This window comes from Pantoea sp. LS15 (genome assembly GCF_012241585.1).
GTDB lineage: Bacteria > Pseudomonadota > Gammaproteobacteria > Enterobacterales > Enterobacteriaceae > Enterobacter.
Window position 1 is genome coordinate 23,679 of sequence record NZ_JAAVXA010000018.1, and the last position, 25,372, is coordinate 49,050.

The 25,372-nt window shown below is 54.1% G+C and carries 25 protein-coding genes and 1 other RNA gene; 18 read left to right on the forward strand and 8 right to left on the reverse strand.

All coding sequences use genetic code 11. From position 1 onward, the window contains the following. Nucleotides 1-13: 13 nt before the first annotated feature. On the forward strand, nt 14-649 hold the full coding sequence (gene argO, locus HED65_RS20240; RefSeq protein ID WP_021242063.1) for an arginine exporter ArgO: 636 nt from the start codon (nt 14-16) through the stop codon (nt 647-649). Nucleotides 650-742: 93 nt separating this feature from the next. Next, a complete protein-coding gene (locus HED65_RS20245) occupies nt 743-1,465 on the forward strand; it encodes an oxidative stress defense protein (RefSeq protein WP_114979912.1) in 723 nt (240 codons plus the stop codon). Nucleotides 1,466-1,506: 41 nt separating this feature from the next. On the opposite strand, the gene argP is transcribed toward HED65_RS20245, so the two are convergent. After that, nucleotides 1,507-2,400, reverse strand: coding sequence for a DNA-binding transcriptional regulator ArgP (gene argP, locus HED65_RS20250; protein WP_008499727.1), 894 nt, complete (start codon nt 2,398-2,400; stop codon nt 1,507-1,509). Nucleotides 2,401-2,527: 127 nt separating this feature from the next. On the opposite strand from argP, the gene rpiA reads away from it, so the two are divergent. Beyond that, nucleotides 2,528-3,187: a ribose-5-phosphate isomerase RpiA gene (gene rpiA, locus HED65_RS20255; protein ID WP_003860091.1), complete on the forward strand. Its 660-nt coding sequence runs from the start codon at nt 2,528-2,530 to the stop codon at nt 3,185-3,187. Nucleotides 3,188-3,454: 267 nt separating this feature from the next. Beyond that, nucleotides 3,455-4,687 carry a phosphoglycerate dehydrogenase gene (gene serA, locus HED65_RS20260; RefSeq protein WP_114979913.1) on the forward strand — a complete coding sequence of 411 codons (1,233 nt, stop codon included), beginning with the start codon at nt 3,455-3,457 and terminating at the stop codon, nt 4,685-4,687. A gap of 41 nt (nt 4,688-4,728) precedes the next feature. Here serA and HED65_RS20265 read toward each other — a convergent pair whose 3' ends face one another. The 3 genes from HED65_RS20265 to zapA all read right to left on the reverse strand — a co-directional run bounded on the left by HED65_RS20265 (nt 4,729) and on the right by zapA (nt 5,905). Beyond that, nucleotides 4,729-5,325: a 5-formyltetrahydrofolate cyclo-ligase gene (locus HED65_RS20265; RefSeq protein ID WP_114979914.1), complete on the reverse strand. Its 597-nt coding sequence runs from the start codon at nt 5,323-5,325 to the stop codon at nt 4,729-4,731. Nucleotides 5,326-5,350: 25 nt separating this feature from the next. Beyond that, nucleotides 5,351-5,534, reverse strand: a non-coding RNA gene (gene ssrS, locus HED65_RS20270) — 6S RNA. 41 nt (nt 5,535-5,575) lie between these two features. After that, nucleotides 5,576-5,905, reverse strand: a complete 330-nt coding sequence (zapA, locus tag HED65_RS20275) for a cell division protein ZapA (RefSeq protein WP_006811891.1) — start codon at nt 5,903-5,905, stop codon at nt 5,576-5,578. A 168-nt stretch (nt 5,906-6,073) separates the two neighbouring features. Here zapA and HED65_RS20280 point away from each other — a divergent pair, with 168 nt between their 5' ends. The 8 genes from HED65_RS20280 (at nt 6,074) to HED65_RS20315 (ending at nt 16,103) form a co-directional block, all read left to right on the forward strand. Continuing rightward, complete coding sequence (locus tag HED65_RS20280) at nt 6,074-6,652, forward strand: YecA/YgfB family protein (protein WP_028016963.1); 579 nt, start codon at nt 6,074-6,076, stop codon at nt 6,650-6,652. Nucleotides 6,653-6,683: 31 nt separating this feature from the next. Further along, the gene (gene pepP / locus HED65_RS20285; RefSeq protein ID WP_114979953.1) at nt 6,684-7,997 is read left to right on the forward strand and encodes a Xaa-Pro aminopeptidase; all 1,314 of its coding nucleotides are present in this window, start codon (nt 6,684-6,686) and stop codon (nt 7,995-7,997) included. After that, the gene (gene ubiH / locus HED65_RS20290) at nt 7,994-9,172 is read left to right on the forward strand and encodes a 2-octaprenyl-6-methoxyphenyl hydroxylase (RefSeq protein WP_114979915.1); all 1,179 of its coding nucleotides are present in this window, start codon (nt 7,994-7,996) and stop codon (nt 9,170-9,172) included. The genes pepP and ubiH overlap by 4 nt, the downstream gene beginning before the upstream one ends. Before the next feature lie 12 nt (nt 9,173-9,184). Continuing rightward, a complete protein-coding gene (gene ubiI / locus HED65_RS20295; protein ID WP_114979916.1) occupies nt 9,185-10,387 on the forward strand; it encodes an FAD-dependent 2-octaprenylphenol hydroxylase in 1,203 nt (400 codons plus the stop codon). 396 nt (nt 10,388-10,783) lie between these two features. Continuing rightward, a complete protein-coding gene (gene gcvT, locus HED65_RS20300) occupies nt 10,784-11,878 on the forward strand; it encodes a glycine cleavage system aminomethyltransferase GcvT (RefSeq protein ID WP_049004941.1) in 1,095 nt (364 codons plus the stop codon). Between the two features lie 23 nt (nt 11,879-11,901). After that, nucleotides 11,902-12,291, forward strand: coding sequence for a glycine cleavage system protein GcvH (gene gcvH / locus HED65_RS20305; RefSeq protein ID WP_114979917.1), 390 nt, complete (start codon nt 11,902-11,904; stop codon nt 12,289-12,291). 124 nt (nt 12,292-12,415) lie between these two features. Then, a complete protein-coding gene (gcvP, locus tag HED65_RS20310) occupies nt 12,416-15,289 on the forward strand; it encodes an aminomethyl-transferring glycine dehydrogenase (protein WP_114979918.1) in 2,874 nt (957 codons plus the stop codon). 70 nt (nt 15,290-15,359) lie between these two features. Continuing rightward, complete coding sequence (locus HED65_RS20315; protein WP_114979919.1) at nt 15,360-16,103, forward strand: SDR family oxidoreductase; 744 nt, start codon at nt 15,360-15,362, stop codon at nt 16,101-16,103. 32 nt (nt 16,104-16,135) lie between these two features. Here the strand turns inward: HED65_RS20315 and bglA are convergent, their stop codons facing one another. Next, nucleotides 16,136-17,569 carry a 6-phospho-beta-glucosidase BglA gene (bglA, locus tag HED65_RS20320; protein ID WP_114979920.1) on the reverse strand — a complete coding sequence of 478 codons (1,434 nt, stop codon included), beginning with the start codon at nt 17,567-17,569 and terminating at the stop codon, nt 16,136-16,138. 116 nt (nt 17,570-17,685) lie between these two features. Next, nucleotides 17,686-18,417 (reverse strand): MurR/RpiR family transcriptional regulator, encoded by a 732-nt coding sequence (locus HED65_RS20325; RefSeq protein WP_114979921.1) that lies wholly within the window; start codon nt 18,415-18,417, stop codon nt 17,686-17,688. 265 nt (nt 18,418-18,682) lie between these two features. On the opposite strand from HED65_RS20325, the gene trhA reads away from it, so the two are divergent. Further along, entirely contained in the window at nt 18,683-19,342 is a 660-nt protein-coding gene (gene trhA / locus HED65_RS20330; RefSeq protein WP_114979922.1) for a PAQR family membrane homeostasis protein TrhA, read from the forward strand. An 84-nt stretch (nt 19,343-19,426) separates the two neighbouring features. Here trhA and ygfZ read toward each other — a convergent pair whose 3' ends face one another. Beyond that, nucleotides 19,427-20,407 carry a tRNA-modifying protein YgfZ gene (gene ygfZ / locus HED65_RS20335; RefSeq protein ID WP_114979923.1) on the reverse strand — a complete coding sequence of 327 codons (981 nt, stop codon included), beginning with the start codon at nt 20,405-20,407 and terminating at the stop codon, nt 19,427-19,429. 294 nt (nt 20,408-20,701) lie between these two features. On the opposite strand from ygfZ, the gene sdhE reads away from it, so the two are divergent. Further along, the gene (gene sdhE, locus HED65_RS20340) at nt 20,702-20,968 is read left to right on the forward strand and encodes an FAD assembly factor SdhE (RefSeq protein ID WP_010435322.1); all 267 of its coding nucleotides are present in this window, start codon (nt 20,702-20,704) and stop codon (nt 20,966-20,968) included. Then, the gene (locus HED65_RS20345) at nt 20,949-21,359 is read left to right on the forward strand and encodes a protein YgfX (protein WP_114979924.1); all 411 of its coding nucleotides are present in this window, start codon (nt 20,949-20,951) and stop codon (nt 21,357-21,359) included. The genes sdhE and HED65_RS20345 overlap by 20 nt, the downstream gene beginning before the upstream one ends. Nucleotides 21,360-21,365: 6 nt before the next feature. Here HED65_RS20345 and fldB read toward each other — a convergent pair whose 3' ends face one another. After that, a complete protein-coding gene (gene fldB, locus HED65_RS20350; RefSeq protein WP_114979925.1) occupies nt 21,366-21,887 on the reverse strand; it encodes a flavodoxin FldB in 522 nt (173 codons plus the stop codon). A 101-nt stretch (nt 21,888-21,988) separates the two neighbouring features. Here fldB and xerD point away from each other — a divergent pair, with 101 nt between their 5' ends. Genes xerD through recJ form a run of 3 tightly spaced genes read left to right on the forward strand, consistent with a single transcriptional unit; the run spans nt 21,989 to nt 25,366 of the window. Then, nucleotides 21,989-22,885: a site-specific tyrosine recombinase XerD gene (gene xerD, locus HED65_RS20355; RefSeq protein WP_114979926.1), complete on the forward strand. Its 897-nt coding sequence runs from the start codon at nt 21,989-21,991 to the stop codon at nt 22,883-22,885. Between the two features lie 28 nt (nt 22,886-22,913). Then, nucleotides 22,914-23,627, forward strand: coding sequence for a bifunctional protein-disulfide isomerase/oxidoreductase DsbC (gene dsbC / locus HED65_RS20360; RefSeq protein WP_114979927.1), 714 nt, complete (start codon nt 22,914-22,916; stop codon nt 23,625-23,627). A 5-nt stretch (nt 23,628-23,632) separates the two neighbouring features. Then, nucleotides 23,633-25,366 carry a single-stranded-DNA-specific exonuclease RecJ gene (gene recJ / locus HED65_RS20365; RefSeq protein ID WP_114979928.1) on the forward strand — a complete coding sequence of 578 codons (1,734 nt, stop codon included), beginning with the start codon at nt 23,633-23,635 and terminating at the stop codon, nt 25,364-25,366. Nucleotides 25,367-25,372: the final 6 nt, after the last annotated feature.

The window sequence follows — 25,372 nt, forward strand, 5'->3', positions numbered from 1 at the left end:
TGAGAATTGCGTCATGTTATCCTATTATTTTCAAGGGCTTGCCTTAGGTGCGGCCATGATCCTTCCGCTTGGCCCACAAAATGCGTTCGTGATGAATCAGGGCATCCGCCGTCAGTACCATCTGATGATTGCCCTGCTGTGCGCGGTAAGCGATCTGCTGCTGATTTGCGCCGGTATTTTTGGTGGTAGTGCATTGCTGATGCAGTCACCCTGGCTTCTTGCGTTGGTTACCTGGGGCGGCGTGGCGTTTCTGCTGTGGTACGGTTTTGGTGCACTGAAAACGGCCATGAGCAGCAATCTTGAACTGGCAAGCGCTGAAGTCATGAAGCAGGGGCGCTGGAAGATCATCGTCACCATGCTGGCGGTTACCTGGCTTAACCCGCACGTTTATCTCGATACTTTTGTGGTGCTGGGGAGCCTGGGCGGACAGCTGGATGTTGAGCCGAAGCGCTGGTTTGCGCTTGGCACGGTCAGCGCCTCTTTCCTCTGGTTCTTCGGTCTTGCGATCCTGGCGGCGTGGCTGGCCCCTCGTCTTCGCACCGCTAAAGCGCAGCGGATCATCAACACACTGGTGGGTCTCGTGATGTGGTTTATTGCCTTCCAGTTGGCAAAAGAGGGCATTCATCATGTCCAGGAATTGTTCAACTAAGCCATTGTCTTATGGACAACTGAACAAGACCCGCTAAGCTTGCTGGCATGCGCCCTGTTGTTGGGGCACTCTTCGCAACATGGAGGAATGACAGTGAAGTTTAAAGTGATGGCCCTGGCGGCATTAGTGAGTTTAGGTGCGGTGTCGGTGCAGGCAAGTGAACTGCCAGATGGTCCGCACATCGTCACTTCAGGCACCGCAAGTGTGGATGCGGTACCGGATGTTGCAACCCTGGCGATTGAAGTCAATGTGGCTGCGAAAGATGCGGCATCTGCCAAGAAGCAGGCTGACGATCGTGTTGCGCAATATCTCTCTTTTCTTGAGCAGAACGGTGTAGGTAAAAAAGATATCAACTCCGCTAACCTGCGTACTCAACCCGATTACGACTACCAGAACGGCAAAAGCATTCTGAAAGGCTACCGTGCTGTGCGTACTGTCGAAGTGACGGTGCGTCAACTGGACAAGCTGAATGCATTACTGGATGGCGCGCTGAAGGCGGGGCTGAACGAAATTCGCTCTGTGTCGCTGGGCGTTGCGCAACCGGAGAAATACAAAGACGAAGCGCGTAAAGCGGCGATTGATGATGCGATGCATCAGGCGCAGCAGCTGGCCGCTGGCTTTAACAGCAAGCTCGGCCCGGTTTACAGCGTGCGTTACCACGTCTCAAACTATCAGCCAAGCCCGATGGTACGGATGATGAAAGCCGATGCGGCGCCAGTATCTGCTCAGGAAACTTACGAGCAGCCGACGATTCAGTTCGACGATCAGGTTGATGTGGTGTTCCAGCTGGAACCGACTCAAAAGCCCGCTCAGTAACCAGTAGGCCGGGTAGGCGAAGCCGCCACCCGGCTTATTTTTTAATCCTGTCTCAACACCTTATGTCCGTACGCCAGTAACGCATCGGTGACGTTGCGCATCATGCGGCTTTCCGGCGCAAAACGGTGCCAGTAGAGCATCCGGCGCTGATACAGCCCCGGCGTCAAATCAATCAGCTCTCCACTTTTCAACTCTTTCTCAATTTGCAGATGTGGGATCATGCAGCAGGTGGTGCCTTGTCGCGCAAGCTGCACAAACGCTTCGGATGAGTTGACGATATGGCACGGTACGCTGCCCGGCGGCAGATCAAAGTTTTGCTGCAGGAACGCCTGATGCATATCGTCCAGATGGTCGAACGCTACTGCTGGTGCTTTGAGCAGTGCAGCACGGGTCACACCATTAGGGAAGTAGCGCTCGGCAAAGGCTTTTGAACCGACAAACAGGTAATCCAGAGCACCTAACTGATCGACAAGGCAGCTCGGCAACGCTTGAGGCTGGATACTGACCGCGCCAACCACTTCACCACGACGCAGGCGCTCCTGGGTACGGGTTTCATCTTCAACCTGCAAATTCAGGCGGATAGGGGAATCTGCTAATACGGGGGCCAGGGCAGGCAGCAGCCAGGTTGCCAGACTGTCGGCGTTAACCGCCAGAGAGAGCAGTAGCGGTGTGGAGCCCGTTTGTTCGTCACCCAGCCATTCATCTTCCAGTAGTTCAACCTGACGCAGCAGGGCGAGAAGCTTTTGCCCTTGCTCGGTTGGACGAGGGGGGACGGTACGTACCAGCAGCGGCTGGCCGAACATGTTTTCAAGCTGTTTGATACGCTGTGATACGGCGGACTGCGTGATGCAAAGCTTTTGCGCTGCGCGCTCAAAACCTCGTTCACGAATAACTGCATCAAGTGCCTGTAGTGTTCTGTAGTCCGGACGTTTCATCGCTCTGGCTGACTCCTTAATTTGGCTTATTCTGCACTATGACACAATTTTCCCTTTGTGACAGACGAATTCCACCTCACGTGTTCTATAATGCGGCCTAAGTTTTCACACCACAGGCAAAACGATCATGACGCAGGATGAACTGAAAAAAGCAGTAGGATGGGCCGCACTCCAGTATGTACAGCCGGGTACGATTGTCGGTGTCGGTACCGGGTCGACCGCGGCGCACTTTATCGATGCGCTGGGCACGATGAAAGGACAAATCGAAGGTGCAGTATCCAGCTCTGATGCTTCCACGGAAAAGCTGAAAAGCCTCGGCATTACCGTTTTCGATCTGAACGAAGTAGACCGTCTGGGTATTTACGTTGATGGCGCGGATGAGATTAACGGCCATATGCAGATGATCAAAGGCGGTGGTGCAGCGCTGACGCGTGAAAAAATCATCGCCTCCGTTGCGGACAAGTTCATCTGCATCGCGGATGCCTCCAAGCAGGTCGATATCCTGGGTAATTTCCCGCTGCCGGTGGAAGTGATCCCGATGGCGCGTAGCGCGGTTGCCCGTCAACTGGTGAAGCTGGGTGGTCGTCCGGAATATCGTCAGGGCGTAGTTACTGATAACGGTAACGTGATCCTCGACGTTCACGGTCTGGAAATCCTTGATGCTATCGCGCTGGAAAATGCCATCAATGGCATTCCGGGCGTAGTAACCGTAGGGCTATTCGCCAACCGTGGCGCGGATGTGGCGCTGATTGGCACCGCTGATGGCGTGAAAACCATCGTAAAATGATCTGACGGGGGGAGCCTTCCCCCCGCTAAAAAATTTTTGAAAAGCCAAATTCGGTGACTTGTGTCACGTTTTTGTGCCTCTTTTGCCGATCCTGCCGCATTCACAAATTTCTGTAGCATTTTCCTCTGTCATTTTACCCTGTATGACTTTTCTTCAGAGTGCCGACGCAAACGTTCATATTGCTGCAATAGTTTTTTTTGATATGTTGGCTATAGCGGATTTAAATCCAGCACAACATCAGTTCAGATAAAATACAGGGTCGGGTAAATGGCAAAGGTATCACTGGAGAAAGACAAGATTAAATTCCTGCTGGTAGAAGGCGTGCATCAGAAAGCGCTTGATAGCCTTCGTGCAGCGGGTTACACCAACATCGAATTTCACAAAGGCGCGCTGGACACCGAAGAGCTGAAAGCGGCCATCCGTGATGCCCACTTCATTGGCCTGCGATCCCGTACTCACCTGACTGAAGATGTAATTGCTGCGGCGGAAAAGCTGGTTGCCATTGGTTGTTTCTGTATCGGCACCAATCAGGTCGATCTGAATGCAGCTGCCAAACGCGGTATTCCTGTGTTCAACGCCCCGTTCTCCAACACCCGTTCCGTGGCGGAGTTAGTGATTGGCGAGTTGTTGCTGCTGCTACGCGGTATCCCTGAAGCTAACGCCAAAGCACACCGCGGTGTCTGGAATAAACTGGCTGCGGGGTCATATGAAGCCCGTGGTAAAAAACTGGGTATCATTGGTTATGGTCACATTGGTACTCAACTGGGGATTCTGGCTGAATCTCTCGGTATGCATGTCTATTTTTACGATATTGAAAGCAAGCTGCCTCTGGGTAACGCGACGCAGGTTCAGCATCTCTCTGATCTGCTGAATATGAGCGATGTGGTCAGCCTGCATGTACCGGAAAATGCCTCCACCAAAAACATGATGGGTGCGGAAGAGCTGGCGCTGATGAAGCCAGGTTCACTGTTGATCAACGCTGCACGCGGTACGGTTGTCGACATTCCGGCACTGTGCGATGCGCTGAAACGTAAACATCTGGCCGGGGCTGCCATTGACGTCTTCCCGACGGAGCCTGCGACCAACAGCGATCCGTTTAATTCTCCGTTGTGCGAATTCGACAACGTGATCCTGACGCCACACATTGGCGGCTCGACTCAGGAAGCACAGGAGAACATCGGTCTGGAAGTGGCTGGCAAACTGAGCAAATACTCTGACAACGGTTCTACGCTCTCTGCGGTGAACTTCCCGGAAGTGTCTCTGCCACTGCACGGTGGTCGTCGTCTGCTGCACATTCACGAAAACCGTCCGGGTGTGCTGACCGCCATTAACCAGATCTTTGCCGAACAGAGCGTCAACATTGCCGCGCAGTATCTGCAGACAAATTCTCAGATGGGTTATGTGGTGATTGATATTGAAGCGGATGAAGATGTTGCCGAGAAAGCACTGCAGAGCATGAAGGCGCTTCCGGGGACGATTCGCGCGCGTCTGCTGTACTGATTGTGTGGTGTCGGGTGGCGGCAGTGCCACCCGGCTTTATTCTACCAGGACCAGGTTTTACTGGGCGTTACCACCGCCGGTAACGGCACATCCCATTTCTCCACCGGCAATGCCTCCACGCCCTGACAATCATGCGCGTAACCCACTGGCTGTAGCCCATACTGTTGCCAGTTTTGCAGCGTTCTGTCATAAAAACCACCACCCATTCCTAAGCGCTGGCCCTGTTCATCAAACGCAACCAGCGGCGTAACCAGTACGTCCAGTTGTGACAGTGGCAGTACGTCACGCACATCCAGTTTCGGCTCAGTGATTTTCAGACGATTCACGACCAGCTCGCTGTGCGGGTGGTAGTGGAGAAAAAGTAGATTACCTTCGCTAAACGGATGCAGCACTGGCAGGTAAACCTTCTTCCCGGCGCGCCAGAGTTGCTCGATGAGCGGTTGCGTATCCAGCTCACCATCAAATGAGAGAAACAGCGCGACAGTATGCGCCATCACAACAGGCGGATACGCCATCATGCGCGCGGCAGCCTGTTGGGCAAAATGTGCTTGCTGATCGGAGGTTAACGCACGACGGCGTTGACGAATTAACTGACGAATGTCCTGGCGTGAAGCAGAAACTTCAGGGAATTGAGTCATGGTAGTCGGTAGAAGAAAAAGAGAGGGAATCTCCGAGATGCCGCCGCAGGCTGTAACCCTTGAACCCTTGGTTCAAGGTGAATGTGTCGTCATAGTTTTAAGGCTTCTCGGACGGACCGAGCATGCTCACCAACCATGGAGCGCCACATTCTTGTGGTATGAAATATCGGCTCAGGGGACTGGCCCGCTTGCGAACATCTCAGAGAAATTTTGTCTTCACAGTTACTCTACCATAGTCAACTGAGAAGTGTTATTCAAACTTTGGTCCCGGTCTTTCGGGATTGCGACCTTGATCAAGCAATGCTTGTTCTATGGTCTGCTGGAGCATTTTAATGCGCTGCTCCATACTTGCCGCGTAGTCGCGGGTCTTCGCTTTTTCCTGAGTCAGTTCATAGCTGATGTTCAACGCGGCGATGAAAACCAGCTGCTCAGTATTTGTGACTCTAGTGCGTTCTTTTAGATCTTGCAACCGCTGATTCAAATCGTCCGCAGCCTGATTCAGGGCATCCCTTTGTTCAGGTGGACAATTCACTCGCAGTGAACGGCCAAAAATCTGGAGATCGACGGGTTGTGCAGACATGCCACCTTCCTGCTGATTGACTGCGCTGCCTTCGCTTACTGCCCCGGGGGCCGCGAAGGGGCGACACTATAGCTACCCTGATGTGAAGATACAAGCCCTTTTCTGGTATCACCAGGGTCCAAAGTGGTAGCATATCATGAAACTTCCCCCCTTTGATGACGAATGCTCATGTCTATACAGAACGAAATGCCTGGTTACAACGATTTAAACCAGTTACTGAACCAGCAGGGAGTGGGTTTAACCCCAGCCGAAATGCACGGTCTGATCAGTGGCATGCTGTGCGGCGGAAACAGCGACAGCTCATGGCAGCCGCTGATCCACGACCTCACGAACGAAGGGCTGGCGTTTGGTCACGAGCTGGCGGAGGCACTGCGTAAAATGCACGCCGCCATCAGCGATTCACTGGAAGACGATGGCTTCCTTTTTCAGCTTTATCTGCCTGAGGGCGATGACGTAAGCGTGTTTGATCGCGCTGATGCGCTGGCAGGTTGGGTAAACCACTATCTGCTGGGGCTGGGTGTGACACAGCCTAAACTCGATAAAGTGACCGGCGAAGCCGGTGAGGCGATCGACGATCTGCGTAACATTGCACAGCTTGGTTACGATGAAGACGAAGACCAGGAAGAGCTGGAAATGTCTCTCGAAGAGATCATCGAGTATGTGCGCGTGGCGGCGCTGCTGTGCCACGACAACTTTACGCGCTCGCAGCCGACCGCACCGGAAGTCCGCAAACCAACCTTACATTAAGAAAAATAACGCACAGGAGGGTGTCATGGTTATCTCAAATCAAGAGTATTCGCGCCGCCGCCAGGCGCTGCTGGCCAAAATGCAGCCGGGCAGCGCCGCGCTGATTTTTGCCGCGCCCGAAGTGACGCGCAGCGCCGACAGTGAATACCCCTATCGTCAGAGCAGTGATTTCTGGTATTTCACCGGCTTTAACGAGCCGGAAGCGGTGCTGGTGCTGATCAAGAGTAATGACACCCACAACCACAGCGTGATTTTCAACCGCGTACGCGATCTGACGGCCGAAATCTGGTTTGGTCGCCGCTTAGGCCAGGAGGCCGCACCGGCGAAGCTGGGCGTTGACCGTGCGCTGGCGTTTAGCGAAATCAATCAGCAGCTCTATCAGTTGCTGAATGGCCTGGATGTGCTTTATCACGCTCAGGGCGAATATGCGTATGCCGATGAAATTGTCTTTACCGCCCTGGATAAGCTGCGCAAAGGCTCACGGCAGAACCTGTCTGCCCCCGCCACGCTGATAGACTGGCGTCCGGTCGTGCATGAGATGCGCCTGTTCAAGTCAGAAGAAGAGCTGAATTTGATGCGTCGGGCAGGTGAAATCAGTGCTCTGGCGCATACCCGCGCCATGGAGAAATGCCGCCCGGGTATGTTTGAATACCAGCTGGAAGGCGAAATTCACCATGAATTTAACCGTCACGGCGCACGTTATCCCTCTTACAACACCATTGTCGGTGGCGGGGAGAACGGCTGCATTCTGCACTATACCGAAAACGAAAGCGCGCTGCGTGACGGCGATCTGGTGCTGATTGACGCCGGTTGCGAATATCAGGGCTACGCGGGAGACATCACTCGTACCTTCCCGGTGAATGGTAAGTTCTCGCCGGCACAACGCGCGATTTACGACATCGTTCTGGAATCCCTTGAGACGGCACTCACATTGTATCGTCCTGGCACCTCCATTCAGGAAGTGACCGGCGAAGTGGTGCGCATCATGATTACCGGCCTGGTTAAGCTCGGTATTATGAAAGGCGATGTAGGTACCCTGATTACTGAAAATGCGCATCGACCATACTTTATGCATGGCCTGAGCCACTGGTTGGGGCTGGATGTGCATGATGTGGGGGCGTATGGCGCAGAACGTTCGCGCGTGCTGGAGCCGGGCATGGTATTAACCGTAGAGCCTGGGCTGTATATCGCGCCTGATGCCGATGTGCCTGAAGAGTATCGCGGGATTGGCATCCGCATTGAAGACGATATCGTCATTACCGAAAGTGGCAACGAGAACCTGACGGCCAGCGTGGTCAAAAATGCTGACGATATCGAGGCGCTGATGGCAGCGGCACACAAATGAGCGTGATCATTGTTGGTGGCGGAATGACGGGGGCCACGCTGGCACTCGCTATTTCGCACATGACACAGGGGAAACTCCCGGTGCATCTGGTGGAAGCCGTTGCTCCAGAGGCTTCTGATCACCCCGGTTTTGATGCCCGAGCCATTGCGCTGGCGCAGGGGACATGCCAGCAGCTGTCGCGCATCGGTATCTGGCAGTCGATTGCCGACTGTGCGACGGCGATCAACACCGTTCACGTTAGCGATCGCGGGCATGCGGGTTTTGTCACGCTGGATGCGCAGGATTATCGTATTGATGCCCTGGGGCAGGTTGTTGAGCTGCACGACGTCGGATTACGTCTGTTCCGTCAGCTTCAGGATGCACCTGGCGTCACGCTGCATTGTCCGGCGCGTGTGGCCAGTTTTAGTCGCAGTGAAGGGGCGGTCAGTGTGACGCTGGAAAATGGCACTGTTCTCGAAGGCCAGCTTCTGGTTGCTGCAGATGGTTCTCGATCTGCGCTCGGCACCCAGTGTGGTATCGAGTGGCGTCAGCAGGCGTATGGGCAGGTGGCGGTCATTGCGAATGTCTCCACTGCCGGAGCGCACAGCGGCAGGGCTTTTGAACGTTTTACACAGCATGGCCCGCTGGCGATGTTGCCGATGTCGAACGGACGCTGCTCGCTGGTGTGGTGCCATCCCCAGAGTAAGTCTGAAGAGATTCAGTCATGGTCCGACGAACGTTTTTGCACTGAGTTGCAAAAAGCCTTTGGCTGGCGGCTGGGACGAATCACCCATGCAGGCAAGCGGACGGTATATCCGTTGTCGCTGACGACAGCATCTCAATCCATCTCCCATCGTGTTGTGCTAGTGGGTAATGCCGCGCAGACGCTGCATCCGATTGCGGGTCAGGGCTTTAACCTCGGGTTACGTGATGTCATGAGCCTTGCAGAAACCCTTTCGCAAGCGTGGGGTGAGCAAAAAGATTGCGGTGCATACTCAGTGCTAAGCCATTACCAGAAGCGACGTCAGGCGGATAAAGAGGCGACGATTGGTGTCACTGATGGCCTGGTTCATCTTTTTGCCAATCACTGGGCGCCGCTGGTTGCAGGCCGTAACCTCGGGCTGATGGCGATGGAATTATTCATTCCGGCACGTGACGTGCTGGCGCAGCGGACCCTTGGTTGGGTCGCGCGTTAAGGAGTTATCACCGTGCAAAATGTTGATGTCGCCATCGTTGGCGGCGGAATGGTAGGACTGGCATTGGCCTGTGGCTTACAGGGCAGCGGCCTGCGCGTGGCCGTGCTGGAGCAAAAGCAGCCCCAGCGTGTCGCACAGGATGCGCCGCCGGAACTCCGCGTCTCGGCAATTAATGCGGCCAGCGAAAAGCTGCTGACGCGCCTTGGTGTCTGGTCAGATATCGTGGCGCAGCGCGCCAGCTGCTATCACGGCATGGAAGTATGGGATAAAGACAGCTTTGGTCATATCGCTTTTGATGACGAAAGTATGGGCTATAGTCATCTGGGTCACATCGTTGAAAACGCGGTGATCCATCACGCGCTGTGGCAGAAAGCACAGCAGTGCAGCGACGTGACATTGATTGCGCCTGCGCAGATCCAGCAGGTCGCGTGGGGTGAAAACGAGGCGTTTATTACCCTGCAAAGCGGCGACATGTTGACTGCACGTCTGGTTGTTGGCGCTGATGGTGCGAACTCCTGGCTGCGTAATAAAGCCGATATTCCGCTGACGTTCTGGGATTATCGCCATCATGCTCTGGTTGCGACGATCCGCACTGAAGAGCCGCACGGCGGTGTCGCGCGTCAGATCTTCCACAATGACGGCATTCTGGCCTTCCTGCCGTTAAGCGATCCGCATCTGTGCTCGATTGTCTGGTCCCTGGTGCCAGAAAAAGCACAGCTGATGCAGGAGGCCACGCCAGAAGCGTTCAACCAGGCACTGTGCATGGCGTTTGATAACCGTCTTGGGTTATGCACGCTTGAGAGCGAGCGTCTGGTGTTCCCATTAACCGGACGCTACGCGCGTCAGTTTGCGGCGCACCGTCTGGCGCTGGTGGGGGATGCGGCACACACAATTCATCCGCTGGCCGGGCAGGGCGTTAACCTTGGCTTTATGGATGCGGCTGAACTGGTTGAAGAACTGCGTCGTCTGCATCGCGAAGGGAAAGACATTGGTCAGCATCTGTATCTGCGTCGCTATGAGCGCAGCCGCAAGCATAGCGCGGCAATGATGCTGGCGGGCATGCAGGGCTTCCGTGAGTTGTTTGCCGGTGCCAATCCGGCGAAAAAATTGCTACGTGACATCGGCCTCAAGCTCGCTGATACGCTTCCCGGTGTTAAACCTCAGCTTCTTCGTCAGGCGATGGGTCTTAACGACCTACCGGACTGGCTGCGCTAATTTAGACCCCCATCACACTTTATTTCCCGGCCTCTGTGCCGGGGAAATTTCCTCGTTTGAAATATTCTAATTTCACCTCATTTTTCGCATTAGATAATCTAATCTGGCTAATTTTATGTTGCGGAAATTTGGCCCATTTTTCCGCAGGAAATATCACCATGTGCTAAATCCTGTTAGATCATTGTTAATTTTGTGCGGAGTTAATCGCATTTTTCCAGTGAATAACTCTGTAGGCTTTTCTGCGTTTTTTGGTCATAAGCTAATGTGATGACCCATTTTACCTTATGGTTAATCGCCGGTTTCGGTGGTAAGTTCAGGTAAAAGAGAACGTTTGCGTCGGCCCCTGAAAACGAGGTCGATACCGGGTTTCACGGTGAATTTTTCAACGAGGACAAGATGGCTCAACAGACTCCTTTGTACGAACAACACGTGTTATGCGGCGCCCGCATGGTGGACTTCCATGGCTGGATGATGCCGCTGCACTACGGCTCGCAGATTGATGAGCACCACGCGGTGCGCACTGATGCCGGTATGTTCGACGTGTCCCACATGACGATTGTCGATCTGCGCGGTAGCCGCACCCGGGAGTTTTTGCGTTATCTGCTGGCAAACGACGTCGCCAAACTCAAGACACCGGGTAAAGCGCTCTATACCGGCATGCTAAATGCCTCCGGCGGCGTGATTGACGACCTCATCGTCTATTACTTCACAGAAGATTTCTTCCGCCTCGTTGTTAACTCCGCTACCCGCGAAAAAGACCTCTCCTGGATTACCCAACACGCTGAACCTTATGCCATCGACATCACCGTTCGTGATGATCTGTCGCTGATTGCCGTACAGGGACCGAACGCGCAGGCGAAAGCCGCTTCTCTGTTCAGCGACGAGCAGCGTAAAGCGACTGAAGGCATGAAGCCGTTCTTCGGCGTGCAGGCAGGCGATCTGTTTATCGCTACCACTGGCTATACCGGTGAAGCGGGTTACGAAATTGCGATGCCAAATGAGAAAGCCGCAGATTTCTGGCGTGCGCTGGTGGAAGCCGGTGTGAAGCCAGCGGGTCTGGGCGCGCGTGATACGTTGCGTCTGGAAGCGGGTATGAACCTCTACGGTCAGGAGATGGATGAAGGTGTCTCTCCGCTGGCGGCCAATATGGGCTGGACCATCGCATGGGAACCTGCTGACCGTGAGTTTATTGGCCGCGAAGCGCTGGAAATTCAGCGTGAGAAGGGTACTGAACAACTGGTGGGTCTGGTGATGACCGAGAAAGGCGTACTGCGCGGTGAACTGCCGGTGCGTTTTACCGATGCTGATGGCAATCCGCGTGAAGGCGTGATCACCAGCGGTACCTTCTCCCCAACGCTGGGCTACAGTATTGCACTGGCACGCGTGCCGGCAGGTATTGGCGAAACGGCGGTGGTGCAAATCCGCAACCGTGAAATGCCGGTCAACGTGACCAAACCGATTTTTGTTCGCGCCGGTAAGCCGGTCGCCTAATCATTTTTATCAGGAGAAATTCAATGAGCAATGTGCCAGCAGAACTGAAATACAGCAAAGAACACGAATGGCTGCGCAAAGAGGCGGACGGCACTTACACCGTAGGGATCACCGAGCACGCGCAAGAGCTGCTGGGCGATATGGTGTTTGTTGATCTGCCAGAAGTGGGCACGACCGTTAGCGCGGGCGACGACTGCGCCGTGGCGGAGTCCGTAAAAGCAGCATCTGATATCTATGCACCGGTAAGCGGTGAGATTGTTGCGGTGAACGACGCGCTGAGCGACTCCCCGGAGCTGGTCAACAGCGAGCCTTACGGCGAAGGCTGGATCTTTAAGATCAAAGCCAGCGACGAAGCGGAAGTTGCCGCACTGCTGGATGCGACCGCGTACGAAGCACTGCTAGAAGACGAGTAATTGTTAATCCCCCTCTCCCTTCGGGAGAGGGCAGGGGTGAGGGTGCTCATCTTCCCCTCACCCTAACCCTCTCCCACAGGGAGAGGGAACTTAAATTCACTGCACGTTTCAGGAACCATCGCTCATGACACAGACTTTAAGCCAGCTTGAAAACCGTGGCGCTTTCATTGAACGTCACATTGGGCCGGATGCTCAGCAACAGCAGGAGATGCTGAAGACAGTTGGCGCGGATTCATTAAACGCACTGATCGGCCAGATTGTGCCAAAAGACATCCAGCTTGCCACGCCGCCTCAGGTAGGGGAAGCCACGACGGAATTCGCCGCACTGGTGGAGCTGAAGGCCATTGCCGGCCTGAACAAGCGCTACAAGTCTTACATTGGCATGGGCTACACCAACGTGCAGTTACCGCCGGTTATCCTGCGCAATATGCTGGAAAATCCAGGCTGGTACACCGCTTATACCCCTTATCAGCCAGAAGTGTCCCAGGGTCGTCTTGAAGCGCTGCTGAATTTCCAGCAGGTAACGCTGGATCTGACTGGCCTGGATATCGCTTCCGCGTCTCTGCTGGATGAAGCGACTGCCGCGGCAGAAGCCATGGCAATGGCCAAACGCGTAAGCAAGCTGAAAAATGCGAACCGCTTCTTCGTGGCCGCCGATGTTCATCCGCAAACCCTGGACGTTGTTCGCACCCGTGCGGAAACCTTCGGTTTTGACGTGATTGTCGACGATGCAGACAAAGTGCTGGATCACCAGGATGTCTTTGGCGTGCTGCTGCAACAGGTTGGCACCACCGGTGAAGTTCACGACTACAGCGCACTGATTGCCGAGCTGAAATCCCGCAAAGTCGTTGTCAGCGTCGCCGCTGATTTTATGGCACTGGTATTGCTGACTGCGCCGGGCAAACAGGGCGCGGATATTGTCTTCGGCTCTGCACAGCGCTTCGGCGTGCCGATGGGCTACGGTGGTCCACATGCGGCGTTCTTCGCTGCAAAAGATGAATTCAAACGCTCCATGCCGGGTCGTATTATCGGGGTCTCGAAAGACGCTGCCGGTAACACTGCGCTGCGCATGGCGATGCAGACTCGTGAGCAGCATATCCGCCGCGAGAAAGCGAACTCCAACATTTGTACCTCGCAGGTTCTGCTGGCCAACATTGCCAGCTTGTATGCGGTGTTCCACGGTCCGGTTGGCCTGAAACGTATTGCCAGCCGCATTCACCGCCTGGCGGATATTCTGGCCTGCGGTCTGCAACAGAAAGGCCTCAAACTGCGTCATGCCCATTACTTTGACACCCTGTGTGTTGAAGTGGCAGACAAAGCGGCAGTGCTGGCTCGTGCGGATGCCGCGGAGATCAACCTGCGCAGCGACATTCACAATGCGGTCGGCATTACGCTGGATGAAAGCACCACCCGCGACGATATCCTGAACCTGTTTAACGTGTTGCTGGGTGATGCACACGGCCTGGACATTGATACGCTCGACAAAGAGGTTGCCCTCGACAGCCGTTCTATCCAGCAAAGCATGCTGCGCGATGATGCGATCCTGACGCATCCGGTCTTCAATCGCTATCACAGCGAAACTGAGATGATGCGCTATATGCACTCTCTGGAGCGTAAAGATCTGGCGCTGAATCAGGCTATGATCCCACTGGGCTCTTGCACCATGAAGTTGAACGCAGCAGCTGAGATGATCCCTATCACCTGGCCTGAGTTCTCTGAACTGCACCCGTTCTGCCCACCTGAGCAGGCGGAAGGTTATCACCTGATGATCAATCAGCTTTCTGACTGGCTGGTGAAACTGACGGGGTATGATGCTCTCTGTATGCAGCCAAACTCCGGTGCGCAGGGTGAATATGCTGGTCTGCTGGCGATTCGTCATTATCACGAAAGCCGTAACGAAGGGCATCGTGATATCTGCCTGATCCCAAGCTCTGCACACGGTACCAACCCGGCCTCTGCCCAGATGGCGGGCATGGAAGTGGTGGTGGTTGCTTGCGATAAGAACGGTAACATTGACCTCGCGGACCTGCGTGCAAAAGCCGAACAGGCTGGCGACAAGCTCTCCTGCATCATGGTGACCTACCCGTCTACTCACGGTGTGTATGAAGAGACAATCCGTGAAGTGTGCGAAGTGGTGCATCAGTTTGGCGGCCAGGTTTACCTCGATGGCGCGAACATGAACGCCCAGGTCGGCATTACCTCTCCGGGCTTTATCGGCGCGGATGTGTCGCACCTGAATCTGCATAAAACTTTCTGCATTCCGCACGGCGGTGGCGGCCCGGGTATGGGGCCAATCGGCGTAAAAGCGCACCTGGCACCGTTTGTTCCGGGTCACAGCGTAGTGCAAATCGAGGGGATGCTGACCCGTCAGGGCGCGGTCTCTGCGGCGCCATTTGGTAGCGCCTCTATTCTGCCAATCAGCTGGATGTACATCCGCATGATGGGTGCTGAAGGGCTGAAGCAGGCAAGCCAGGTGGCGATCCTGAACGCTAACTATATTGCGACTCGTCTGAAGTCTGCTTTCCCGGTGCTCTATACCGGCCGTGATGGTCGCGTGGCGCACGAGTGCATTCTGGATATTCGTCCACTGAAAGAGCAGAGCGGAATCAGCGAGCTGGATATCGCCAAGCGTCTGATCGACTACGGATTCCACGCCCCGACCATGTCGTTCCCGGTAGCGGGTACGCTGATGGTGGAGCCAACGGAGTCCGAAAGCAAAGCCGAGCTGGACCGCTTTATTGATGCGATGCTGGCGATCCGCATGGAGATCGATCGCGTACTGGACGGCGAGTGGACACTGGAAGATAACCCGCTGGTTAACGCACCGCACACCCAGCATGAGATGGTGGCAGAGTGGAACCACGGTTATTCCCGCGAACTGGCCGTCTTCCCGGCAGGTGTGGCAAACAAATACTGGCCGACCGTGAAGCGTCTTGATGACGTCTACGGCGACCGTAACCTGTTCTGCTCTTGCGTACCGATGAGCGAATACCAGTAATCGCGTTGGTGTAGTAACGTAGGCCGGGTAAGGCGAAGCCGCCACCCGGCTTTTTTATTGGGAGAAGCGTATGGGCATTGCACTTGTAACAGGCGCCAGCCGCGGTATCGGGAAAGCCACCGCGCTGCAACTGGCACGCGAAGGCTACACTGTGGCGGTGAATTATCATCACAACATTAAAGCCGCGACGGACGTCATCAGACAGATTGTGGATGCGGGGGGTAAAGCCTTTGCCGTACGAGCAGATATCAGCGATGAAGCCCAGGTGATGGCGATGTTCGACAGCCTCGATCGTGAAGGTGAGCCGCTTACCGCGCTGGTCAATAATGCAGGGATTCTGTTTGAGCAATCTACTATCGAAAATCTCTCCGCAGAACGTATTAATCGCGTACTGGCGACCAACGTCACGGGTTACTTTCTCTGTTGTCGTGAGGCAGTAAAACGCATGTCTTTCAAGCATGGCGGCAAGGGTGGGGCGATAGTGAATGTCTCTTCCGCAGCATCGCGCCTGGGCGCGCCGGGAGAATATGTTGACTACGCCGCGTCCAAAGGGGCGGTGGATTCACTGACAACGGGGCTGTCGCTGGAAGTCGCCGGACAGGGGATCCGCGTCAACTGCGTGCGTCCGGGTCTGATCTATACCGATATTCATGCATCGGGCGGTGAACCGGGGCGCGTGGACCGGGTTAAGTCGATGCTACCGATGCAGCGCGGCGGCCAGCCGGAAGAGGTAGCACAGGCGATAGTCTGGCTACTGAGCGAAAAGGCGTCGTACGTCACGGGTAGTTTTATCGAGTTGGCTGGCGGGAAATAAATGCCGGGTAGCGTCGCGCCACCCGGAAAAAATTACAGCGCCTCGCCGTTGCTGGCAATCACGCCTTTATACCACTCGAAGCTTTTCTTACGGGAACGCGACATGTCGCCAGTACCGTCGTCGTGTTTGTTCACATAGATAAAGCCGTAGCGCTTGCTGTACTGGCCGGTGGTGAATGACACGCAGTCGATGCAGCCCCAAGGGGTATACCCCATCAAATCCACGCCATCGTGCGTGACTGCCTTCATCATTTCTTCCACGTGAGCACGCAAATAGTCGATGCGATAGTCGTCGTTGATGCTGCCGTCTTCTTCTACTTTGTCGTACGCACCAAAACCGTTTTCTACGATAAATAGCGGTTTCTGATAACGCTCGTACAACTCGCACAGGGAATAACGCAGGCCAACCGGATCAATCTGCCAGCCCCAGTCAGATGCTTTCACATGTGGGTTTGGTACGCTGCCCTCAAAGCCGGAAATGGCATCACCGGTGCCGCCTTCCGCTTTCACGGCATTGGTCATGTAATAGCTGAAACCTAAATAGTCACAGGTTCCTTCACGCAGGATCTGTTCGTCACCCGCTTCCATTTTGATAGAGAAACCACGGCGTTCCCACTCGTTCAACACATAAGACGGGTAGTAACCACGCAGCTGGACGTCGGTAAAGACATAGCGTTCGCGCATGGACTCCTGAGCAAACATCACATCTTCTGGTTTGCAGGAGAATGGATAGAGTGCAACCATCGCCAGCATGCAGCCGACTTTCATCTCTGGATTAATACGACGGGCGGCTTTCACCGCCAGAGCGCTGGCCACGAACTGGTGGTGTAGCACCTGATACATGGTTTCTTCCGGGTTGTCGTGCTCGGTATAGACCACCCCGGAGCAGCAGTAGCCGAACAGGGGCGCACGCCAGTTGCGCTGGTTGTTGATTTCGTTAAAGGTCATCCAGTATTTGACCTTGTTTTTGTAGCGCTCAAATACCACTTCCGCGAAGCGCACAAAGAAATCGACCACTTTACGGTTAGTCCAGCTGCCATACTCTTGCACCAGATGCAGCGGCATTTCGAAGTGGGAGAGGGTGATGACCGGCTCGATGTTGTATTTGAGCAGCTCGTCGAACATGTCGTCGTAGAACTTCAGCCCTTCTTCGTTTGGCTGCGTCTCATCCCCTTTCGGGAAGATGCGCGTCCAGGCGATAGAGGTACGGAAGCACTTGAAGCCCATTTCCGCAAACAGCTTGATGTCTTCTTTGTAGTGGCCGTGGAAATCAATCGCTTCATGGTTTGGGTAGTATTTACCCGGCACCACTTCCTGGGTGATTTCACGCGGAACGCCGTGTGCGCCACCGGTCAATACGTCGCAGATACTTGGCCCTTTACCGCCTTTGTTCCAGCCGCCTTCAACCTGGTGAGCGGCAACTGCGCCACCCCATAAAAAATCTTTTGGTAAGGTCAATTTTTTCATCATTACTATTCTCAATATATGGCTTATTGATTTCGAGTCTAGCAAAGCGAAATTAAATGTCACGATATAACAATTTGTGTGAAATGTGATTTGTCACTTCCAAAAAACAGGGTGTTTTATTCTGTCAATTTCTTCGCCAGTTTGCGGCCGAGAGATTCCAGAATATAGATAACGGGGATTTGCGTGGTGATATCATAAACGCCCCCAATACGCGTCTGGGGGACGTGCCATGAGAGATTAAAGTCTGCCAGTTTTGCCAGGCGCGAGTGTTCGTGGCTGGTAATGGAGAGCACCTTGCAGTGATGCAGGCTGAACTGGCTGGCGAAACGCAGGATCTCCTCGGTCTCACCGGAGACAGAAAGCACAATGGCCAGCGCATTTTTCGCCATATCATTGGTGACCGGGAAATAAGGATCGTCGATATGGTTGCTGAATTTACCAATATTTGAAAAGAATCGTGCGCCATATTTTGCCAGAGAGCCTGACGTACCCGCGCCGACGAATATAATTCGCTCAGAAGACAAAATAATATCTACCGCGCTATCTAATAACGCATCGAACTCTTCATTATTCACGCTTTTAAAGAAGCTGATAATTTCGCTGGTACCGAAGTTTGCCTGCTGAGGCTCGTTTTGCTCCAGATAGAGTTTGAAGCGTACGCGAAATTCAGAATAACCTTCGCAGTTGAGCTTGCGGCAAAAGCGCAGGATCGTAGTGGTTGAGACACCAGCCGCATCCGCCAGCTCACGGATGGTCATGTACATGACTTTGTCACGATTTTTAATGACATAGTTGTAGACCATCATCTCCAGGTTATTGAGACTGGCAATGGCGGCGTGGGTGAACATACTCACAATGGCAAAACTCTCATTCGGACCTCATCTGTCCATCATAACATGCAGCCAGAAGGCGGGATCCAATTTTATGCTATTGATTCATAATGACTAAATTTTTATGTGAACAAATGTTAGGTGAATAAGTTATTTATATATATGATTTTTATGAATAAAATTCATGGTGAAAATATTTTAGCTAACAGGTGTTCACTGGAATCATTCTCAGTTAGCATAGTCATGCGATGAATAATCATCTTTTGTTTTCCCGGAGTTTTGTATGGCGAGCAGACCATTAATCGCACAGGGATATTCGCTGGCTGAGGAAATAGCCAACAGCATCAGCCACGGTATTGGCCTGGTGTTTGGGATTGTCGGTTTAGTATTATTGCTGGTACAGGCGGTAGACACCAATGCCAGCGCAATGGCCATTACCAGCTATAGCCTGTATGGCGGGAGTATGATCCTGCTGTTTCTGGCCTCTACGCTGTATCACGCAATTCCACATCAACGAGCCAAGATGTGGCTTAAGAAATTTGACCACTGTGCCATCTATCTTCTTATTGCTGGTACCTATACGCCTTTTCTACTGGTGGGGCTCGATTCACCGCTCGCCCGCGGCCTGATGATTGTTATCTGGAGCCTGGCACTGCTGGGGATCCTGTTTAAGCTGACGATTGCCCACCGGTTTAAGATATTGTCACTGGTGACCTATCTGACGATGGGGTGGCTGTCGCTGATTGTGGTCTATCAGTTGGCAATCAAACTGGCGACGGGCGGGGTAACATTGCTGGCTGTTGGCGGGGTGGTCTATTCGCTGGGGGTGATTTTCTACGTTTGCAAGCGTATCCCCTACAATCATGCCATCTGGCACGGTTTTGTGCTGGGCGGCAGCGTGTGTCACTTCCTGGCGATTTATTTGTACGTGGGGCAGGTGTAGTTTTTAGTCGGGTGGCGGCTGCGCCTTACCCGACCTGCAGGATCTGTAGGCCCGGTAAGCGCAGTACCACCGGGCGATACAGGATTACTCTTCCAGCGAATACGGTAGTGGCTCAATACTTAATGTATTGGCATCGTCACGCACGCGGAACACGCTATCGGCTTCCATGTCATTATTCATAACGGCCTGAACCAGAAGACGACCATCTTCAAGCTGTACGGCAGCTAACACGGTGCCGGTGCGGCGCCAGTTATCACCCATCTTCAGCTCTAAATCTTCACCCGCTTCAGGTACACGGCTGGCATGACCCGCCAGTGTCCACAGCGCACGTTTGTTTGCCCCGCGGAATTTTGCACGAGCCACCATCTCCTGGCCGGTGTAACAACCTTTCTTAAAGCTAATACCACCCAGAGCCTGGAGGTTGGTTGCCTGAGGAATAAATTGCGCGCTGTTTGCTGCGTCAATCACTGGCAGACCTGCTTCAATGTTCAGTGCCAACCACTGCTGACTGTTGTTGAACTGAGCCTCACCGCGTAGCGCCTCGGTCACGCGCTCTGCTGTGGCGGCATCCGTCACTAACAGGAAACGCTCCTCCGGGTGTTCGAACCACAGGATAGAGGTAGCACCTTCGCTGACCACCTGTTTTTCTGCATCGGGCAATTCGCTGAAAAGATTTTTCAGCGCGGCGCGCGCCTGAAAACCCGCCACACCCAGCAGGATATGTTCGTCGTCCGGGGTAATAGTGACTTTGGAAAAGACAGCGTACTTTTTCAGTTCTTTGAGTTGGGCGTCTTGCAGGCTGCGGCGCTCAATAAAGGCAAAGCCGTCCTGACGACGGAAGAGACGCAGGTTGCTCCACATTTTGCCTTTAGGGTCGCAATGTGCTGCCAGCAGGTGCTGATGTTCAGTCATCTGGCTGACATCGGCGGTCACCTGACCCTGCAAGTATTTTTCGGCATCGGCACCGGTGAGTGTTGCCAGCGCCCAGTCATCAAGAGAAATAAGCGTCAGCGGCAGACGCGCAGAGGCGGCGGGCTGGCGAGGAGAAAATGGTGTAAATGCCATAACGATATCCTGAATTGCTTAACGCTTTGATAATGCCTAATGGTAAAAGAGCCTGCTGGCAATGCAAGCGCTTTCAGCAGGCCATTTGTGCCATAAACTGGTTCTGCGTAACGCCACGCAAAATAGTGTAATCCGCTGTCTTCGTGGGGTTTATTCTGGAAGCCTGCTTGTAGATCGCAAGATTCCAGTAAAGAAACGGTCAAAAACACGTTACACTAGCTGGTGTCCCCGTAGAGAAATCAAGAACACTGAACGGGGTACCGACTGTGCCAAACGTAATGCAGGAAACAGAACATGGATATTAACAACAAGGCCCGTATTCACTGGGCATGCCGCCGCGGCATGCGTGAACTTGATATTTCCATCATGCCTTTCTTCGAATATGAGTATGACAGCTTAAGCGATGATGATAAGCGTCTGTTTGTTCGCCTGCTTGAGTCTGACGATCCAGATTTATTCAACTGGCTGATGAACCACGGCAAACCCGCCGACACCGAGTTGCAACGGATGGTGCAATTAATTCAAACACGGAATCGGGAACGTGGTCCTGTGGCAATCTGATCTTCGCGTCTCATGGCGCTCTCAGTGGATGTCTTTATTGCTCCACGGTCTGGTTGCGGCCTTTGTATTACTGATGCCATGGCCGCTGAGCTATACGCCTCTGTGGCTGCTGTTACTGTCGTTTGTCGTTTTTGACAGCGTACGCAGCCAGCGTCGCATTAATGCCCGTCAGGGAGAAATTAAACTCCTGATGGATTCCCGCCTGCGCTGGCAGGGTAAAGAGTGGGATATTCTCGGGATGCCCTGGATGCTCAACTCCGGCATGATGTTACGGTTACGCAATGTGGACGGTGGGCGTTGCCAGCATCTGTGGCTGGCGGCTGACAGTATGGATGCTTCAGAGTGGCGAGACCTGCGCCGGATGTTATTACAACAGTCGACGCAGGAGTAATGCGCGTTAGCTAAACTGTTCTGCCATTTCGCCCAGAATCTGCTCGCACCAGGTTTGCAGGCGATCATCGCTGAGATCGTACTGGTTGGTTTCATCCAGCGCGAGTCCAACAAACAGCTCGCCATCGGCAATTATCGGCTTTTTACTGGTGAACTCATACCCTTCGGTTGGCCAGTAGCCGATAAACGTAACGCCTTTCGGTGCCAGTTTATCGTGCAGCATGCCGAGTGCGTCCAGGAACCATTCTCCGTAACCTAATTGATCACCCATGCCGTACATGGCGATAATTTTGCCGCTGAGGTTGAGCGTATCAAGCTGGTCCCAGATGGCTTCCCAGTCTTCCTGTATCTCGCCGAAATCCCAGGTTGGGATACCGAGGATCAACACGTCGTACTGCTCCATCAGTGTGAGTGCGTCATCTTTCAGGTTATGCAACGTCACCAGTTCCGGGCCAATGATGTCGCGAATTTTCTCTGCCGCCATTTCGGTGTAGCAGGTGCTGGAACCATAGAACAGACCAATATTCATCGCGTAACTATCTCAATTCTTGCTTTGACTTTGCGCGTAGTGTACCAGAAACCTGTAGCAATCAGGCATAATGGCCTGACTGCAGAATCAAAGGGGCTGATGTGGAAAAGGATCTCGCACTGATCGAACAGTTTCTCGACGCGCTGTGGCTGGAGAAAAACCTGGCTGAGAATACGCTCAGTGCATACCGGCGCGATCTCACCATGCTGGTGGAGTGGCTGACACACCGTGGGCTGTCTCTTGCGAGCGCACAAAGTGACGACCTCCAGGCACTGCTCGGGGAACGTATCGCAGGGGGCTATAAAGCGACCAGCTCCGCCCGTTTGCTCAGCGCAATGCGTCGTCTGTTCCAGCACCTCTATCGTGAGAAAATTCGCGAAGATGATCCCAGCGCACTCCTAGCATCCCCGAAACTTCCGCAACGGCTGCCGAAAGATCTCAGCGAAGCACAAGTTGAGAGATTATTACAGTCACCCGCAGTTGACCTGCCGCTGGAGTTACGCGATAAAGCCATGCTTGAGCTATTGTATGCTACCGGCTTGCGTGTTTCTGAACTGGTTGGCCTGACGATGAGCGACATCAGCCTGCGTCAGGGGGTGGTCCGTGTCATCGGTAAAGGAAACAAGGAAAGGCTGGTTCCGCTGGGAGAAGAGGCAGTTTACTGGCTGGAAACGTATCTGGAGCACGGCCGTCCGTGGTTGCTCAATGGCGCTTCTATCGATGTTCTTTTCCCGAGCCAGCGTGCGCAGCAGATGACACGGCAAACGTTCTGGCATCGCATCAAGCATTACGCCACACTGGCGGGTATCGACAGTGAAAAGCTTTCGCCGCACGTATTGCGTCATGCTTTCGCGACGCATCTGTTAAACCACGGCGCTGATTTACGCGTGGTGCAGATGTTGCTGGGGCATAGCGACCTTTCCACGACGCAAATTTATACTCATGTCGCGACGGAACGCCTGCGGCAGCTACACCAACAGCACCACCCTCGTGCGTGAGTGCCGACGAATTGTAACAGGATCAAATATGAAAAAGTCTTTTGCGCTGTTCACCCTGCTGGCAGCCTCATTTACCGGTTTCGCCCATGCGGATGACGCCGCAATCAAACAGTCGCTGGCAAAGCTTGGCGTCACCGGTAGCGATATTCAGCCAGCACCAGTTGCCGGTATGAAAACGGTGCTGACGAGCAGCGGCGTGCTGTATGTCACCGAAGACGGTAAACACATTATTCAGGGGCCAATGTACGATGTGAGCGGCGCGCAGCCGGTAAACGTCACTAATCAGCTGCTGATGAAAAACCTGAACGCGCTCGAAAAAGAGATGATTGTCTACAAAGCGGCGCAGGAAAAACATGTCATTACCGTCTTCACTGACATCACCTGTGGCTACTGCCACAAACTGCATGAAGAGATGAAAGACTACAACGCGCTGGGCATTACCGTGCGTTACCTGGCTTTCCCACGTGCAGGCGTGCAGAGCCAGCCAGAGCAGGATATGAAAGCTATCTGGTGTGCAAAAGACCGCAACAAAGCGTTTGATGATGCGATGAACGGTAAAGCTGTTGCACCTGCATCTTGTGACATCGACATTGCCAACCACTATGCACTGGGCGTGCAATTTGGCGTGAGCGGTACGCCAGCTATTGTCCTGAGCAACGGTTATGTTGTTCCAGGTTACCAGGGACCAAAAGAGATGAAAGAGTTCCTCGACGCGCACCAGAAACAGTTTGGTGGTAAATAAACCGCGTGAAAGCCCCAATAAAATTGCGCCGTCGTGAGGCGGCCGAGCAGATTGATTTGCCAGACGATCTTCCACCATTGCTGAAACGGCTCTACGCCAGCCGTGGCGTGCGTACCGCTGAAGATCTTGAGCGGAGCGTGAAAGGGATGCTGCCCTGGCAACAGCTGAATGGCATCGAAAAAGCCGTAGAAATGCTCTACAACGCGTTCCAGGAAGGAACGCGAATCGTGGTGGTGGGGGATTTCGATGCAGACGGTGCAACCAGTACTGCGCTGAGTGTACTCAGTCTGCGGGCGCTGGGCTGCGATAACGTGACCTATCTGGTGCCGAACCGTTTTGAAGACGGCTACGGCCTCAGCCCGGAAGTGGTCGATCAGGCCCATGCCCGCGGTGCACAGATGATCATGACCGTGGACAATGGGATCTCCTCCCATGCGGGTGTCGATCATGCCCATAAGCTTGGGATCCCGGTGCTGGTCACCGATCACCACCTGCCGGGTGACACACTCCCAGCAGCGGAAGCGATCATCAACCCAAACCTGCGCGACTGTGATTTCCCGTCGAAATCACTGGCGGGTGTAGGGGTGGCGTTTTATCTGATGCTGGCGCTGCGTACGCTGTTGCGCGACAAAGGCTGGTTTGACTCCCGCGGGATTGCCGTACCCAATCTGGCCGAGTATCTCGACCTGGTGGCGCTGGGAACAGTTGCAGACGTGGTGCCGCTTGATGCCAATAATCGTATTTTGACCTGGCAGGGTTTAAGCCGCATTCGGGCGGGCAAATGCCGTCCGGGAATTAAGGCCTTGCTGGAGATTGCCAACCGTGACCCGCTCAAACTGGCGGCCAGTGATTTGGGCTTTGCCATCGGACCGCGTCTGAACGCAGCCGGAAGGCTGGACGATATGTCCGTCGGCGTCGCACTGCTGCTTTGCGACAATATTGGTGAAGCGCGTGTCCTTGCCAATGAACTGGACGCTCTGAACCAGACCCGTAAAGAGATTGAGCAGGGAATGCAGGCAGAAGCGCTGACCTTGTGCGAAAAACTTGAACGGAGTGGCGATACGCTGCCTGGCGGTCTGGCGATGTATCACCCTGAGTGGCATCAGGGGGTGGTCGGGATTCTGGCGTCGCGCATTAAAGAGCGTTTCCACCGTCCGGTTATAGCGTTTGCCCCGGCAGGTGACGGCACGCTGAAAGGCTCCGGTCGATCGATTCAGGGCCTGCACATGCGCGATGCGCTGGAGCGTCTTGATACGCTTTACCCGAATCTCATGATCAAGTTTGGTGGCCACGCGATGGCGGCAGGCTTGTCGCTGGAAGAGGCGAAATTCGATGAGTTTCAGCGTCTTTTTGGCGAGCTGGTGACCGACTGGATCGACCCGGCCCTGCTGCAAGGGGAAGTGGTATCTGATGGCGAGCTTGCCCCTGCTGAGATGACGATGGATGTGGCACAAATGCTCCGTGATGCCGGTCCCTGGGGGCAGATGTTCCCGGAACCGCTGTTTGACGGCCGTTTCCGCCTGTTGCAACAACGTATTGTCGGCGAACGCCATCTGAAAGTGATGGTTGAACCCGTGGGCGGTGGTCCGTTGCTGGATGGTATTGCCTTCAACGTTGACACGGCGATATGGCCGGACAACGGCGTTCGCGAGGTTGAGCTGGCGTACAAACTGGACATCAACGAGTTTCGCGGTAACCGCAGCCTCCAGATCATCATCGACAATATCTGGCCAATTTAGCGGCAG

What these genes read in the sequence shown, in the direction of transcription:
- argO (WP_021242063.1), top strand. Translation starts at nt 14, where the DNA reads ATGTTATCCTATTATTTTCAAGGGCTTGCCTTAGGTGCGGCCATGATC.
- argP (WP_008499727.1), bottom strand. Translation starts at nt 2,400, where the DNA reads ATGAAACGTCCGGACTACAGAACACTACAGGCACTTGATGCAGTTATT.
- rpiA (WP_003860091.1), top strand. Translation starts at nt 2,528, where the DNA reads ATGACGCAGGATGAACTGAAAAAAGCAGTAGGATGGGCCGCACTCCAG.
- serA (WP_114979913.1), top strand. Translation starts at nt 3,455, where the DNA reads ATGGCAAAGGTATCACTGGAGAAAGACAAGATTAAATTCCTGCTGGTA.
- HED65_RS20265 (WP_114979914.1), bottom strand. Translation starts at nt 5,325, where the DNA reads ATGACTCAATTCCCTGAAGTTTCTGCTTCACGCCAGGACATTCGTCAG.
- zapA (WP_006811891.1), bottom strand. Translation starts at nt 5,905, where the DNA reads ATGTCTGCACAACCCGTCGATCTCCAGATTTTTGGCCGTTCACTGCGA.
- HED65_RS20280 (WP_028016963.1), top strand. Translation starts at nt 6,074, where the DNA reads ATGTCTATACAGAACGAAATGCCTGGTTACAACGATTTAAACCAGTTA.
- ubiH (WP_114979915.1), top strand. Translation starts at nt 7,994, where the DNA reads ATGAGCGTGATCATTGTTGGTGGCGGAATGACGGGGGCCACGCTGGCA.
- gcvT (WP_049004941.1), top strand. Translation starts at nt 10,784, where the DNA reads ATGGCTCAACAGACTCCTTTGTACGAACAACACGTGTTATGCGGCGCC.
- gcvH (WP_114979917.1), top strand. Translation starts at nt 11,902, where the DNA reads ATGAGCAATGTGCCAGCAGAACTGAAATACAGCAAAGAACACGAATGG.
- gcvP (WP_114979918.1), top strand. Translation starts at nt 12,416, where the DNA reads ATGACACAGACTTTAAGCCAGCTTGAAAACCGTGGCGCTTTCATTGAA.
- HED65_RS20315 (WP_114979919.1), top strand. Translation starts at nt 15,360, where the DNA reads ATGGGCATTGCACTTGTAACAGGCGCCAGCCGCGGTATCGGGAAAGCC.
- bglA (WP_114979920.1), bottom strand. Translation starts at nt 17,569, where the DNA reads ATGAAAAAATTGACCTTACCAAAAGATTTTTTATGGGGTGGCGCAGTT.
- HED65_RS20325 (WP_114979921.1), bottom strand. Translation starts at nt 18,417, where the DNA reads ATGTTCACCCACGCCGCCATTGCCAGTCTCAATAACCTGGAGATGATG.
- trhA (WP_114979922.1), top strand. Translation starts at nt 18,683, where the DNA reads ATGGCGAGCAGACCATTAATCGCACAGGGATATTCGCTGGCTGAGGAA.
- ygfZ (WP_114979923.1), bottom strand. Translation starts at nt 20,407, where the DNA reads ATGGCATTTACACCATTTTCTCCTCGCCAGCCCGCCGCCTCTGCGCGT.
- sdhE (WP_010435322.1), top strand. Translation starts at nt 20,702, where the DNA reads ATGGATATTAACAACAAGGCCCGTATTCACTGGGCATGCCGCCGCGGC.
- fldB (WP_114979925.1), bottom strand. Translation starts at nt 21,887, where the DNA reads ATGAATATTGGTCTGTTCTATGGTTCCAGCACCTGCTACACCGAAATG.
- dsbC (WP_114979927.1), top strand. Translation starts at nt 22,914, where the DNA reads ATGAAAAAGTCTTTTGCGCTGTTCACCCTGCTGGCAGCCTCATTTACC.